The 14,892-nt window shown below is 65.0% G+C and carries 8 protein-coding genes; 2 read left to right on the top strand and 6 right to left on the bottom strand.

Annotated elements, in window-relative coordinates:
- Positions 1-249 precede the first annotated feature (249 nt).
- Positions 250-2,007 (bottom strand): DUF262 domain-containing protein, encoded by a 1,758-nt coding sequence (locus IOD16_RS02390; RefSeq protein ID WP_201438704.1) that lies wholly within the window; start codon positions 2,005-2,007, stop codon positions 250-252.
- 628 nt (positions 2,008-2,635) lie between these two features.
- On the opposite strand from IOD16_RS02390, the gene IOD16_RS02385 reads away from it, so the two are divergent.
- Positions 2,636-6,688, top strand: a complete 4,053-nt coding sequence (locus tag IOD16_RS02385; protein WP_201438703.1) for an Eco57I restriction-modification methylase domain-containing protein — start codon at positions 2,636-2,638, stop codon at positions 6,686-6,688.
- On the top strand, positions 6,667-10,101 hold the full coding sequence (locus IOD16_RS02380; RefSeq protein WP_236594696.1) for an SNF2-related protein: 3,435 nt from the start codon (positions 6,667-6,669) through the stop codon (positions 10,099-10,101). The genes IOD16_RS02385 and IOD16_RS02380 overlap by 22 nt, the downstream gene beginning before the upstream one ends.
- 151 nt (positions 10,102-10,252) lie before the next feature.
- Here IOD16_RS02380 and IOD16_RS02375 read toward each other — a convergent pair whose 3' ends face one another.
- The 5 genes from IOD16_RS02375 to IOD16_RS02355 all read right to left on the bottom strand — a co-directional run bounded on the left by IOD16_RS02375 (position 10,253) and on the right by IOD16_RS02355 (position 14,580).
- Positions 10,253-10,717 (bottom strand): NUDIX domain-containing protein, encoded by a 465-nt coding sequence (locus IOD16_RS02375; RefSeq protein ID WP_201438701.1) that lies wholly within the window; start codon positions 10,715-10,717, stop codon positions 10,253-10,255.
- A 34-nt stretch (positions 10,718-10,751) separates the two neighbouring features.
- Positions 10,752-11,684: an XRE family transcriptional regulator gene (locus IOD16_RS02370; RefSeq protein WP_201438700.1), complete on the bottom strand. Its 933-nt coding sequence runs from the start codon at positions 11,682-11,684 to the stop codon at positions 10,752-10,754.
- Positions 11,685-11,732: 48 nt separating this feature from the next.
- Positions 11,733-11,957, bottom strand: a complete 225-nt coding sequence (locus IOD16_RS02365) for a helix-turn-helix domain-containing protein (protein WP_201438699.1) — start codon at positions 11,955-11,957, stop codon at positions 11,733-11,735.
- Between the two features lie 428 nt (positions 11,958-12,385).
- Entirely contained in the window at positions 12,386-13,471 is a 1,086-nt protein-coding gene (locus IOD16_RS02360; RefSeq protein ID WP_201438698.1) for a hypothetical protein, read from the bottom strand.
- Positions 13,472-13,479: 8 nt separating this feature from the next.
- On the bottom strand, positions 13,480-14,580 hold the full coding sequence (locus IOD16_RS02355; protein WP_201438697.1) for a hypothetical protein: 1,101 nt from the start codon (positions 14,578-14,580) through the stop codon (positions 13,480-13,482).
- Between the last annotated feature and the right edge of the window lie 312 nt (positions 14,581-14,892).

Genomic DNA, 14,892 nt, shown 5'->3' with positions numbered 1-14,892 from the left:
ACTCGACGCAGCGGCCGGGCGCACAGCCAGATCGCTGCTGATCGTCTCGGCTGTCGGCATCGCCAGCCGCGTCGCGGACGCGCTGCGCCTGGGCACCAGCGGTCTCAACGACGCCCTGTCCGCCGAGACGCCCGTCGAGTACGCCAAGGCGGTACACCGCTTCCAGTGAGCTTTCGGCGTCGGTCGTCTACCGCGGCCAGACTTGAGCAGCGATGTGGGCCAAGTTGGCGCCTCGTTGCGCGGTCGCGGTCAGTCCCACGTGGGACTGACCGCGACCGCGTGGTTCAGTTGCAGTTTGGACTGGCTCGTGAATTCGGGGCGCTTGATCTCCCAGGCCGCGTTGGAGAGGGCCTGGTTGAACGCCGAGGTCACCAGCGTGAGGTTGCCGAACTGGTGGAGTACTTGGTCACGCCTCTGCGCCTCCAGCAGTCGATCAGCGTCGGCGGTGGCGGTGAACGGCCAGTGTTCGCGCCACTTCTGCGGCATGACGTGCTCGATCTGCAGTTCGTTGTAGTGGAAGTCGGCAGGTTCGGTCTTGGGGTTGGTCCGCTGGAGGCGCTCGTCGATGGCACCCAGCACGAGGCGGATGCGTTCTTGGGTCAGGTTGCCATAAACCTTGCGCGTGGTGAACGCGGTGACGAGATCGTCGTCAGTGGGCCAGGGCAGTCTGTCGGGGTTGCGCTTGAGCCCGTTCACCACAGTCTCGGCTACAGAGGTGCCCGACATCCGCGCTTGTTCGGAGGCGAGCTTCAAGACGTCGACGAAGACCTTGCCGTAGCCGCGCGTATTGGCGCCGATGAGGAGTCGCCGGACAACCCACGACTCCACCGCCCCTACCGCCTGCTCGTGTTCGGGCAGGGGCAACCGTTCTGCAGGCAAGGTGCGGAGCCAAAGCAGGAGCGGTACGGCGGTGGTGATGCCCAGTGACTCGATGCGGCGGTAGGACCGCTGAAGAGCTGGTGTCTCGGCTGGTTCGGCGCCAACCACCACACGGTAGGCGCGGCCGAAGTCGGCCAGCTCCGCGAGGACGTCCACCGTCTTGCGATCGGCGGTGTCGAGGTAACTACGGACCTCTCCGTAGAGGTGTCCGATATTGGCTTCGGAGCGGGACACAGCGGTGAGCCAGCTTGACAGCAGGACGTCGCGACGGCCCCGTTGTGCATGGCCGCGCCCAACTGTGCTCTTCCACCAGTCCGCGTCAAAGGGCGACCAGTAGGTGTCGTAGAGCTGCTCCAACTCCTTCTCATCGGACAGCTCACCGCGCAGAAACAGCAGGTTCTTGACCAGGTCGGCGGCGGACAACGGGGTCTGCCGACCGTTGAGGACCTCAAAGATGACCTGAGCGTCGTCGTTGTCCTCCAAGTCGATGACCACAAGCTTGAACAGGTCGAGCAGGGCATCGATCAGGGCGTCCGTGCGATCGCTCCCGTCCGGACCGACGATGGCTTGACGTGTGCTGTCCGCGAAGAAGCGTCGAGCGTCCAGGTAGAGGTGCTCGGTCTTCGACGGTTCCGGTTTGTCGTCCATGGCGAGCGGCCACATCTGCCGGTCCCTGCGCCGGGGCCACAACTTGTGGCGCTCGTGCGGCGCGCCGACCACATCGGAGGGGTTCTCCAGCAGTCGGCGTACCTGGCGGACGCGTGGAGAACCGCGTTCGATCAGCACGTCCAGGACACCACGCAGCAGGAGTTGGACGGTGGTGAGCCGCTGCTGACCGTCGATGACGGCCCGGAGGTCCAGCCCGCCAGCTGGTGCAGGGAGCTGGTCGCAGACGATGGCACCTAAGAAGTGCGGCACGACCTTCTTATCCGCCTTGGCCAGTGGCTCGCCGAGCGCCTCCGCCAACTGCCTGGCTTGATACAGCCGGTCCGCTGTGGTCTCCAGGTCGGAGAACAGCAACTCCCACTGCCCCTTCCTGGTCCACTCGTAGTCGCGCTGGAAGGTCGGGATCACGTAACGCCGGTCCTGGGTGAGGATCTGCTTCAACGAGTAGGTGTTCGCATCCACTGCTCGCGCTCCTGTCGACCGACTGCCATGCCATCCCTGGTCCAAGGTCACGACAGTATGCACGCCTGGCACCAATCAGTGCCGATGGGCGTACCGAAGAGCCCGCATCCGGCATTAGGACGAACTTCGATGTCCTCCAAAGCTACTCACAGTGCGTCATCCGTAATTACGCGGTCGGCGTTCGGGTGATGTAACACAAGGAGGACTGCGCGCGAAGAAAGATCTACGTGCGGACCCACAGCACCGCATGACTTTTACTCGAAGACGCGATGAGGTACCTATGCCCGAAGCATGCAGCCATGTCGGCACACATTGTCGTCTTCCTCTTGCCATGCGGCTGGCCACCGTCTTCATGCTCGAACACACAGGACGTGACCTGGCCTTACCAGGTCGACGTCAGGCCGCGATGCAACAACGAGGTGAGGTTCCCAGGCGGGGTTTCCTCGCATGGGCCAATGGTGTCGAGCGAGCGTCGATGACAAGCAACCTGTCGACGCGATAGCGGCTTACGCACTCCATCGCCCGCTGGAACGACTCACCCTTTCGCGTACGTGGGTGCTATCGACCATCCAGCTTCGACACAACGCTTGACCGACTTCCGCTTCCGGATCAGGAGCGGATCACAAGCGTGCCAGAAATATTCGACAAGAGGGTGCGGTACATGGCGGGGTTCACGATCGACGACTTCTTGGCCGACAGCGACACGCAGGAGATCGACTGGCTCTTACCGGGCGGCGCGCCAGCTTCGTTAAAGCCCGCGAGAATCAACATCGGGTGGGGAGCAGATGCGCTCGAGGTCGTGCTTGCGACCTCCGACAAGGCTCCTCGGATGGACGACGTCCGGCGGCTCTGGTCGATGCGCTGGAACCGACGAGCCGCACCCGTCCTCCTCGTTGTCGGCTACGAAACAGTCGTTGGCTGGGAAGCGACCGTTTGCGGCACAGCAGATGACCCAGCGGCAATTACCAGCCTCGACCTGCGGCAGGTCGAGCGGATCTGCGCCGCGGCCTTGGCAGAGCCCAACCCGTCGGCCGCGAAGCGGACCTTGCAACGACTGCTCGGTGGGCTGAAGGACCAGCTGATCGCTGGCCTGACCAACCAAGGGCTTTTCGCCTCGCACGAACTCCGCCACGGCGTCCCCGCTCGTTCCGACTGGGAAGGTGCCCGAACTGTCGGCCAGGCACTGCTCGGCAAGACCGGACTCGACCTCATCTCCGGACTGGGGTATCAGGTCACCGCCCATGGGTCCGTTGCGCAGGTGCTGTCTGCCGGAGGCAGCAGGCAGGCGGTGGCGGTCCTCCTTCACGAGGACGAGCTGTTCGACCGGCCAGGGCAGCGGTTCGGGACCGCGTCTCCGGTCGTGCAGGGTTTGGCCGTCGCGCAGAGCCAGGGCCTGCCTTGGCTGGTCGTGGTCCGAGGGACGCAGCTGCGCCTCTACCCCGCCAGGCCCGATGTCGGTGTGGGAAGGAAGGGCCGGTCCGAGACGTTCGTCGAGCTCGACCTGGCCCTCCTGACCGAGGAGGACGCCGGCTACCTCCCGCTGCTGTTCGCACCGTCCGCGCTTGCCGACAACGGCACCGTCACAGAGATACTCACGGCGTCCGTCGACCATGCCAGTGCACTCGGCACGCGGCTTCGCGAGCGTGTCTACGTTGATGTCGTACCCGCGCTCGCTGTCGCTGTCGCCAGGGCAATGAAGGCCGACACAGGCTCGGACCTCGACGAGGCTGAACTGGGCGAGGCGTACCACCGGACGCTCACCATCCTGTTCCGACTCCTATTCGTCGCCTACGCCGAGGACCGCGGGCTGCTGCCGTACCAGCGCAACCCCAGGTACACGAAGAAGGCGCTCAAGACCCTCGCCCGTGAGTTCACGGACAACCCCAACCTCGGGTTCGATACTGACTCCCACGACCGTTGGAGCGACCTTCTGTCGGTGTGGCACGCGGTCGACGACGGCAATCGGGACTGGGACGTTCCCGCCTACAACGGTGGTCTCTTCGCCGATGACCACGAGCTCCACCCGTCGGGGAACGCCATCAACCGCATGCGGCTCACCGACGCCGAGATCGGTCCCGCTCTCAGAGCGCTCGTGATCGACGCCGGCAGCGACGGCGAGCCAGGCCCTGTCGACTTCCGCTCCCTGTCGGTCCGTGAGTTCGGCACCATCTACGAAGGCCTGCTCGAGTCCTCGCTCTCCGTAGCGCCCAAAGACCTCGCTCTCGATGCCAAAACGAAGGCGTACTTGCCTGCCAAACCGGGCGACGACATCGTCGTCCCGGCGGGAGCGGTCTACTTCCACAACGCCTCCGGCGCCCGCAAGGCCACCGGCTCTTACTTCACCAAGGCGTTCGCCGTCGAGCACCTCCTGGATACCGCTCTCGAACCGGCTCTGCTCGACCACTTGGCCGCGATAGAGGATCTTCTCGCGGCGGGAGACGAGGCTGGAGCCGCTGAGAAGTTCTTCGACTTCCGGATCGTCGACCTTGCCATGGGGTCGGGACATTTCCTCGTGGCCGCCATCGACCGGGTCGAGAACCGCTTCGCCACTTTCCTCAGCAATCACCCCGTGCCTGCGGTGAACGACGAGCTGCTCCGCCTCTCGCGAGCAGCCGAAGAAGCGCTCGGCGATGCGGCTGGGCAGGTGGAGATCGACACCTCCATGCTCCTGCGCCGCCAGATCGCCCGACGCTGCGTCTACGGGCTCGACCTCAACCCGATGGCGGTGGAGCTGGCCAGGCTCGCCATCTGGATCCACACCTTCGTACCGGGGCTTCCGATGTCCTCGCTGGACCACGGTCTCCGGGTCGGTAACAGCCTCACCGGGATGGGTACCGTCGACGAAGCGCTGGCCGTCTTCGAACCGAAAGCGGCGGTCGGCCAGTACAGCCTGTTCGGTGAACAGATCGTAGAGGCGCTCGTTACGGCCAGGGATCGCCTCGTTCGTGTCGCGCGCACAGCCGAGGCCACCAAAGCCGAGGCACGGGAGGCGTCCCGCGCACACGCCAAGGCGATGGAGGAAGCCGCCGGCGCGAAGGCACTGCTCGATGCCGCCGTGGGTGTCCGGCTCGGGATCGTCCCGGTACCTGCCGACGTCGACGAGGCCCTGACGCTGGGAACCTCCGAGGTGACGAAGCAGGCCGTTCGACGGCTGAGAGCGGTCCACCTGCCTTTCCTGTTCCCCGAGGTCTTCATGCGCGGGACACCGGGTTTCGATGTCGTCCTCGGCAACCCACCGTGGGAGAAGGTCCGATGGGAGCCAGCCCCCTACTGGGTCGGGGTCAGCCCGGGTCTCATGGCACTTCCGGACAAGGTCCGAGAAGCCAAGATCGAGGAACTCCGTGCATCACACCCGCTGGAGGCGGCTCATGAAGCGGCGGAGCAGGAGCACCGTGCCGAACTTCAGGAGTACTTCAAGCGCGGGTTCACCCTCCGAGGCGGAACCCACCTCGAACTCGCCCAGCTGATGCTGGAACGGGCGCTGAAGGTGCTGTGCCCAGGCGGGCGTATCGGGCTGGTTCTTCCGCGGCAGAGCATGGTGTTGGCCGGCTGGAAGAACCTGCGGAAAGCCCTGACAGAGGGGTACGGCCTCCGTATCATCCAGGCACGAAATCGTGCGGAGTGGATCTTTGAAGATGTGCATGCATCATATGCGGTTGCTTTGCTGACGGCCGGCCCTAGAGTCAGCGAGCCCCTTCGGGTCTGGGTGGCGACTTCACCAGCGGAGATTCGTAGTGTCGCTAATTCGAACGCAATCTCTTTGAGTCAGGAAGACTTGAGTTCGTACTCCGAGACCAGTGTAATACCATGGTTCGTCGATGCAGCGGATAAAATAGTATTCGACAGGATGCGAGGCCGACCACGCCTGACCCAGACGGAAGGATGGATTGCTGGCCACCATGACGCCAGATGGAACTTCTGTGCCACCGGACCCGACAGACCATTTGCCTCCCATTCGCCATCGCGTGACGCCTGGAAAGTCCTCATGGCCGGACATGTGGATGCATACTCGTTCGACAACTCCACTAAATTCAAGCAGTTCCTGACACATCTTCCAGGGTTGACCCTAAAAGGCCGTGGAGTAACCGTTCACGGACACGGTTTCACTCTGAATGACTCCCATCCGGTCGTAGTCTTCCGTCGACCGAGCAGAAGCGTAGACACGCGCACCATGATTGCAACAGCCCTGCCCGAGCGGGGACTTCTGCACAATGCAGGATATGTACACGCCATTGCACACGCTCCTGACACCCCCGAGGAAAGTCGGCTTGCACTGTTAGGGCTGTTGAACACGAATACTCTCGACTGGTGGGTGCGGAGATTTGCTGATCGTCACGTGACCGCCCCTGTGGTTAACCAACTTCCCCTTCCGGACTGGTCGAGCAATGAGATCGACGCTGTGGCCGACAGAGTCGCGGTGTTGCTGTCCAGACGCGGTTACAGCCGACTGGCGGGCGGCATCGATCTCGACGATCGACTCCGTCACGTGCGGGAAGACCTGACCGGCGCTTCGGACGAGGACCTGCTCGCGATGATCGAGGTGCTCGCGCTCAGCGGCTACGGCTTGAGCGCCGAGGACTTCGTGACTATCAAGAAGGACTTCTCCGACAAAGGGCTCCCGCCTCGCCACCTGGATCTGGTGCTGACGCACTACATGACGTGGCGTGCGAAGGCGGCCTGACCATGACGACGCCACCGGAGAACGTCCGCCCTGAGTTCGCGACGAACGACGAGACGACAGGGCGACGAGTCGCTTCCGCGATCAACTCCCTGCTCTCCTACCTGCGTACCAAGTGGGTGGACCCGCCCGCCCTCGCCATCGCAACGGCCTACTTCAACCCCGGTGGGTTCAGCCTGCTCGCCAATGAATTGGAGAAGGCCGGGCCGGTACGCCTACTGCTGGGCGCCGAGCCGACGGATGTCGACCAGCGGTCACGGGTGCGGCCACTGGGACAGCGGCGCCGGCGCCGCGGGCCGTCCCCCGAAGTGATCCGTGCGCTGGAGGGACACGCGCGGTCGCTGGCGGAGGACCGCGACCTGCTCGGCTTCACCCTGGAAGCCGACATGGCCGCGCGCCGCCTGGTGAAATGGCTCGAAGATCACCCCGACGTGCAGGTACGGCGTTATGAGCAGGGATTCCTACACGGCAAGGCGTTCATCGTGGAGACGGACGGCACCGGCGTGATCGCCGGATCGAGCAACTTTACCTACGCCGGTCTGGCTCGCAACAACGAGTTGAACCTCGGGCACTACCAGCCGACCACGGTGAGGCAGGTGATCGACTGGTTCGACGAGCAGTGGGTCAAGGCGGCACCCTATGACCTCGTCGGGCTGTACAAGGCGCGGTGGGAGCCGCACCAGCCATGGGATGTCTTTCTCCGGATGCTGCACGAGAACTACGGCGCAGATCTCGAAGACGCCACAGTCGGATCGAAACTGGGGCTCACCGCGTTCCAGGCCGATGGCGTGTGGCGGGCCAAAAGGATCCTGGAGCGCCGCAACGGTGTGCTGATCGCGGATGAGGTCGGCCTCGGGAAGACCTACCTCGCCGGTGAGTTGATCTACGAGGCGACCGTAGTGCGCCGTCAGAAGGTCCTTGTCATCTGTCCAGCCACGCTGCGCGACTCCACTTGGAACGCGTTCCTGCGCCACCACAACCTCCGCGCCGACGTGCTGTCGTACGAAGAGCTCGTGTCGAACATCGACTCGGCCGGGAATCGCACGTCCACGCTCCAGGATCTCGACGAGTACGCGATGGTCGTCATCGACGAGGCACATGCGTTCCGCAACAACCTCACCAGGCGTGCGGACGCGCTGCACCGCATCGTCGATTCCAGGGTTCCCAAGGACCTGGTCCTGCTCACGGCGACCCCCGTGAACAACAGCCTCGAAGACCTCTACAGCCTGATCATGTACTTTGCCCGCAACGACTACGCGTTCGCCGACGTCGGCATTTCGTCGCTGCGGCAGTACTTCAATCGGGCGATCGCGACCGATCCCGACAACCTGACCGCGCAGCAGTTGTTCGACGTGCTCGACGCGACCGCCGTGCGGCGCACACGGCGGTTCGTGAAGAACCACTACCGAGGTGACACTATCCGCGTGAACGGCGTCGAGCAGGAGATCTCCTTCCCCACCTGTGAGGTGCGCCGCGTCGACTACGACCTAGCCGGTGTGCTGCCGGGCATGTTCGACGCGTTGGCGACGGCGTTGGGCGCCCACGTGGCGGACGAGGTCATGGCGGCGACCGTGGCTGCGGGGGTCATCCTCGCCGACATCGGCCACGTCCTCACGATGGCGCGCTACGTGCCTTCCCAGTTCCGGCGCGACGGCGACACCGAGCAGTACGAGGCGCAGAACGCCGGCCTTCTCCGATCAGCGCTGCTGAAGCGGTTCGAATCCTCGGCGCACGCCTTCCGGCGCACCGTCGAGAAGATGATCGAGTCCCACGACCGATTCCTACACGCCTTGGACACCGGTTACGTGCTCACGGGCGAGCACCTACGCGACTTCGTCGCCGTCGACGTGGACGACACAGAGGACTTCTTCACCGAACTGGAAGACGACGACGGCACGCTGGACGCCTCGAATTACGACGTCGACGCGCTCCGCAGAGCCGTCGAGGCGGATCGACACATCCTGTCCGACTTCCACGAACGGGTCCGCCACGTCGACCACACCAGCGATCCCAAGATCGAACGGCTCATCGACGAGCTCGCCACCATCGCCGCGGAAGCACACGCCGAAGGCATCGGCGACGAGGACACCCGCAACAAGCGGAAGGTGCTCGTCTTCACCTACTTCGCCGACACCGCCGACTACATCCACACCGCCGTCAAGGACGCGGTCATCTCCGATGACCGTCTCCAGGCATACCGCGATCGCCACGCCGCTGTCTCCGGCTCTGACAGGAACAGCCGCACCGAGGTGATCACCGGATTCGCACCGCGCACCGCCGGCACCGGGAACGAAGACGACTTGTACGACCTCGTGATCACCACCGACGTGCTCGCCGAGGGCGTGAACCTGCAACAAGCACGGCACATCATCAACTACGACCTGCCCTGGAACCCGATGAAGCTGGTCCAACGCCACGGGCGCATCGACCGCATCGGCTCCCTGCACAAACGCGTCTTCATGCGCTGCTTCTTCCCCGACGAAGACCTCGACCGACTCCTCCGCCTCGAAGAACGACTCCAACGGAAGCTAAAGCAAGCCGCAGCCGCCGTAGGCGTCGGCATAGTTCTCCCAGGCGTCGATCCGGTCGAACGATCGATCACCGAGACCCGCGACATGATCGACCGCATCAAGCGGGAAGAGGCCACGCTGTTCGAAGAAGGCGGTTCAGCGGCGCTGTCTGGCGAGGAGTACCGGCGCAAGCTCGCAAACGCCTTCAAGAGCAGTGTCACCAAGAACCGGGTGACCGCACTGCCGTGGGGATCGGGCAGCGCCCTGGTCCGCAGCAACGCCGACCCGGCGTTCGTCTTTTGCGCCCGGGTCGGCGACCACGACAAGCCGTTCTACCGGTACGTGCCTCTCAACGACGACTTCACGACGCGCACTGTCCACGCAGCAGACGGCGACACAACCGCTGAAATCGTCCGTGACACGCTCGCGTGCCTGGATCACGCCGATCCCGGTGACCCGACCACTCCAGCGGCTCCCATGGACGAACATATGTACCAGGCCGCATTCGACGCCTGGACCGTCGCACGAGCCGACATCCACCGGGACTGGTCCCTCCACACCGATCCAGGACGGCTCGCGCCGCCCCTGCCGAAGGTGATGAGAACCGCCTTCGAGTACGTCGAACAACACGGCGCGTTCCTGGGTGAACAGCAAGACGACCTCGCATCGCGGCTCAAGGCGCCCTACACCAACAGGGTTCAACGAGCTGTCCGAGCCGCGCTCGGTCATGCCGAGAACGGCACACCGCGAGAATCCGTCGAACGCATCGCCGCCGTCGCCGACGACTACGGACTTAGCATCCCCGAACCACCGGTCCCGCTCCCCCCTGCTGACCTCGAAGACATCCACTTGGTCTGCTGGATAGCGATCACTCCGGACCTGGAAGTCGCACGAGGCGACCAGTAGGATCCGATTAAACTTCCAGTGCGTGACTGGGCCGTGTCGAAGATGAACTGCCGCCGACGTCGGTTGACCAACTGGCCAGCTTCACATCGACATGTCATGCGGCGTCGCACCATGTTCATTGGTGGTCAATTCGAAATGCCGCCGGATGCCATCAACCAGGTGGTTTTCCCTGCTCCAGGTAAACTGGCGCTCCATGAACGTATGCACTATGAGCGTGGGTTAGCCTGCGAGTGAGCCGAGGGATAACGTAGTCGTCGATCTTGCTCGCCGGAGCCCATTCCCAGCGATCCAATTCGGAGACGTCCAGGATTATTCTCTGTTCATCGTCGCCGAGCGGTCCGCAGTCGAACAGCCAAAGCACCTTGTCGCCTTCACCATCGTTCGGTGCCCAGTCCACGACGAGTAGGCGCTGTGGCACGCGGTCCAGGCCCAACTCCTCGTGCAGTTCACGTCGACAGGCTGCCGCTGGCGACTCTCCGATGTCTACGTAACCACCAGGGATGTCCCAGCCGTTGCTGTAGGTCTTGTGCACCAGCAGGATGCGGTCCTGGTCATCGACGAACAATGCTCCGGCAGCCATGCGGGGCGTTGAGAAGCGGTCGGCGTCTGTAGCCATGCGCTGAGCCTACGGAGGTCGTCGGACGGCCGCGCTACTCCAGGTTCAAGCGTTGGGCCAGGCTAGCGAGAGTGTGGCTGGGCTTGGTGCGTTGCCGGCGCATCCACGTCAGCACCAATTGGCGGCTGAGGTAGTGGTGTTGGACCTGTTCGCGTGCGCGCTGCTCGGCGTCGAGCATGACCGTGAGCGCTTCGTCGGTCCTGTTCCATGCGCTCAGCGCGCGGGCTACCTCCAAGGAGTGTCGTACTTGGCGCTCGATGGGAAGGCCGGAGGTGTCGACCGTGGGGCCGAGGTCTACAGCGATCTGGACGTCTCCGAGTTCCATCGCTGCGGCCACTTGGTGGATCTTGACGTTGGTCGGGCCGAAGGCGGTCCACATGTAATTGGCGTCGGTGCCCAGGCGTTGTGCCGTGTCGTTCGCTTCGCGTAGGAAGTCCTGGGTGCGCGTGCGGTTGTTGGCGCGCGCTGCCGCCATCGCACCGGCGAGGAACAGGCTGCCGTAGATCGAGAGCATGGTGCGGTTGGCGTGAAGCAGCTCGGGGTGGAGGACGCTGGCCGCTGCTTCGGTGAGCTGCATGGCTGGCGCGTAGCGGCCGGTTGAGAGCAGGGCGTGTACGACTGAGCGGAACAGTGAGCCGAGGATGACGGGGTCGCCTGCCTGCTGGGCGGCGACCAGCCCGCGTTCTGCGGCGATCCAGGCGAGGTCTGCTTCTCCGAGCTTGGTGAGCAGGGACGTCGCGGCCTGGTAGCTGAGAGCCAGGAGTCGTTGAGCTTGGACGCCGTGGGTCTGCACAGCTTGGACGGCATCGGCGAGCAGGAGTGGGACTCGATTAGCGACGAAGCCATACTTGGAGGCTTGGTAGGCGTTGAAGACCGCTTCGACTTCGCGGCGCAGGTCGCCCAGGTCGACGGGGCCGGCGTCACCGTTGGGCGTTGCCAGCAGTGGACTGAGTTGGCGGTAGTCCATGAGCGTGGCTCGGAGGGCGGAGACGCTCGCCATCCCGCCTTTGGGACTTCAGTCGAGCAGTGTGGGTTCGCCGATCAGGTCGCCGACCGAGATTCCCAGGGCGTCCGCGAGGTTGCGTATGACCGAGAGGCGGTCGAGGTCGATCCGGTTGTTCTCCACCTTGCTCAGCCAGTCAATGGTGCGGCCGACCCGCCCAGCCAGCACTTCCTGCGACACGCCTCTGCGGCGGCGGTACCAGGCGACGCACTCGCCGATGGTCAGGCCGTTCGTCATTCCACGCACCGCTTCATCCTCTCGGGTGATCGTCGATTTGACCCGGAAGATTTTTCCGGGGTGCATTCCCCGATTTGGTTGACGCTACCGATATTGCCCGCATTGGCATATTGCCGGGAGGTCAGTGGTGTCGCAAGCAGACGTGGAGACCGTTGTCGAGGAGAAGCAGTCGGTCAGGAGAGTCCGCCATGAGCGTGCCCTCAACCGCGCCTCGCTATGGTCATCGGCTCCAACGATGATGCCGCGCGAAACCCACGCGCCACTGTCGAAGGAAGCCGGCGAGCGAGTCCCACTAGAACGGCTCCTCCTCGAACACCGACAGCAGTACATGCTTCACAACCTGGTCCCGCAGTGCGTGCTGCAGCCGAGTCGGACCCAGGTCCGACTCGGCTCAAGGTCGGCGGGTCTTGGGCTGCGGGCCCTGACGGTCACGAGGTCGGATCGGGTGCGCGGTCGACGAGGTAGACCTTCTCCGTGGTGGCCAGCGGCGCGTCGGCGGGGCCTTTGAGGTGTGGGTTGATCCAGACGGGTCGGCGCAGACTGCGGTTGGGACCATGGGGTTGTTGGCGCCAGTGGCCTCGGACCATCCAGCGCACGGTGTAGGCACGCGGGCCGCCCCCGTTCCCGTCTGTGTCCCGGTCGGCGGCAGGGTGAGTGCGGAGTCGCACGACGTGCACGTCGCTGGCGGGGTAGCCATCACGGGCGGCGCGGCGTTGCTGTTGCCGTGGTAGCCGTTGATGTTCGACGTCGGTGATGCCGGGCTGGGTCATCAGCAGCCAGGCCGCCCGCACGGTCTGGATCCACGGTGCGATGGATTGGGACGGGTCCACCTGGTCGGTGACGTCACGGTTGGCCGCGATCAGGCCGACCCGGTCCTCGCCGTCGAAGGGAACGAACGCCTCGTTGTCCCACAGCAGTTCGGTGTGGGTGGCGCGTACGACCCGCTCGGCGTCGGTCTGGCTGTAGCCCTCGGTGTGGACGAACAGCTCGGCAAGCCACGAGGTGTTGACCGGACACCAGAACGTCAGCCACACCCCGTCCCGGGACGTCTTCATGGTGGTGTCGCCCCACGAGCAGGCCACGATGTGGGTGCGCCGGGGCCCCATGCCTTCGTCGTCGGAGACGTAGCCGCCGATCGGGGAGGCGAACTGGACGAACCCGCCGGAGGAGGGCAGGTCGTCGCGGTGGAGCCGGTGGTCGGGCAGTCCCGCGCCGGCCACCCGAGCCAGTTCGGTCATCTCCTCAGTGACGTAGTACAGCTGCGCCGCCCGCAGCCGCCGATGTTCGTCGGCCAGCAGGGTCGCGGCGGCCTGATGAGGTGGTCCGGGTGGAATCAGCGCGCCCTTTCCCGCCGCCAGGGTCCGCGCGGTCATCTCCAGGTTGAAGGGATTGCGCATGTGTTCGGCGAGCGCGGCACGCAGCGCTGGCAGTTCGCGTGGCGCGGGCGGTTTCCAGAACCCGCGGATGTCGTCGTCGATCACCTCGGTCGGGTTCCCGGTCGTGTCGTCGGTCATGGACGCGGTCACCTGCCGTCGAATACGTGGACGGTGTCGCCTGTGCGCAGCGGCGCGTCGTCCGGGCCCTTGACGTGCGGGTTGATCCACACCGGGCGGTGTTCGGCGCGGGATGGGTACCACTGGTTGCGCCAGTGGCCGCGCACGGTCCAGCGCACCCGGTAGGTGCGTTGGTCGTGCGCCGCGGCGTGGTCGTCGCGGGCGGGGACGTCGCCGCGGTGGCGGATTCGGACGACGCGGACGCCGTGGGGTTGTAGCCGTCGCGTTCGGCGCGGCGGCGCAGGCTGCGCGGCAGATGCTGTTCGTCGATGTCGATGACACCGGCCTGGGTCATCAGGAGCCAGGTCGTACGCACGATGTGCGCCCAAGCCGCGGTGGTGTCCTTGATCGTGTCCCATCCGCCGTCGGGGGGTGTCCAGGCGGTCCTTGTGCACGACCGTGCCGTGCTCGTGGTGATCCACTACCGCCAGGGTGCTGGCGCCGTAGCGCAGGGCAACCTCGTTGTCCCAGGTCAGCTCGGCACGCACCTGACGGATCCGTGCACGGGCCTGCTGCAGCGGCATGCCTTGACGGTGCAGCCAGGCCGCGTCGGCCTCGTAGTCGGTCATCGACCAGAACGTCAGCCATACGCCCGACTGGCCACCGCGCACCACAGCGGCCAGCGGTCCCCAGGACACGGCCACGATGGTCACCGTCTGTTCCGGGTCCGGTTCAGGGTGGTAAGCGGCGATTGGCTCGGCGAAGACCAGGAATCCGGATTCGGTCGGCACGTCGTCGGGGTGGAAGGAGTGCACCGGCAACGTGGTGGCCGCCGCCAGCGCCAGCCGGGTCATGTCCTCGGTGACGTAGTACAACACTGCCTCGGCCAGCCGCGTGCGCTCCTGCTCCAGTAGCAGCCGGGCGTCCCGGGCCGGGTCGCCGGTGTTAGGCCGCAGCGTTCCCGGCGTGCTGGTCTGCAGCAACTGCGTCTGGGTCTGAAGTTGCAACGGGCTGCGCAGGTACTCCGCCAGCGCAGCCCGCAGCGCGGGCAGCTCACGTGGTGCGGGCGGCGTCCAAATCTGCGGCTGCGCGTCACCAACGATGCGGGCAGAACCGCTGCGGTCGGGCATCGAGCTTCTCCGTTCGCGACCGGGCACGCAGTGAAGCACCCTCAGTCCTACCGCACTCCACACGAGCCCAGCGGGCAGTACCGGCTGTAAACCACCCGGATGCCAATCAGTACCGCCACGACACCCCTGAGTGGGCCAGCCGGAACAAGTGAGGAGCGTTCGTGCCGCCCATCCGCATGGCCGAGTGCCCGGACGCAGCTTCGGTGTCGCCGAGGTATGCGGAGCACCGTCACGCGGTGATGACCAGTCGGACGATCCGCTTGTCGATCACCTGTCCTTCAGTGAAGGCCTCGTCGTGGGTACCGGCAAGGT

This window comes from Saccharothrix sp. 6-C, from assembly GCF_016695385.1.
GTDB lineage: Bacteria > Actinomycetota > Actinomycetes > Mycobacteriales > Pseudonocardiaceae > Actinosynnema > Actinosynnema texasense.
Note: the sequence above shows the minus strand (reverse complement) of the source record. Positions and strands in the feature narration are given on the sequence as shown.

Coding starts and splice junctions, on each gene's coding strand:
- IOD16_RS02375 (WP_201438701.1), bottom strand. CDS start 10,717: ATGGCTACAGACGCCGACCGCTTCTCAACGCCCCGCATGGCTGCCGGA.
- IOD16_RS02370 (WP_201438700.1), bottom strand. CDS start 11,684: ATGGACTACCGCCAACTCAGTCCACTGCTGGCAACGCCCAACGGTGAC.
- IOD16_RS02365 (WP_201438699.1), bottom strand. CDS start 11,957: ATGACGAACGGCCTGACCATCGGCGAGTGCGTCGCCTGGTACCGCCGC.
- IOD16_RS02360 (WP_201438698.1), bottom strand. CDS start 13,471: ATGACCGACGACACGACCGGGAACCCGACCGAGGTGATCGACGACGAC.
- IOD16_RS02355 (WP_201438697.1), bottom strand. CDS start 14,580: ATGCCCGACCGCAGCGGTTCTGCCCGCATCGTTGGTGACGCGCAGCCG.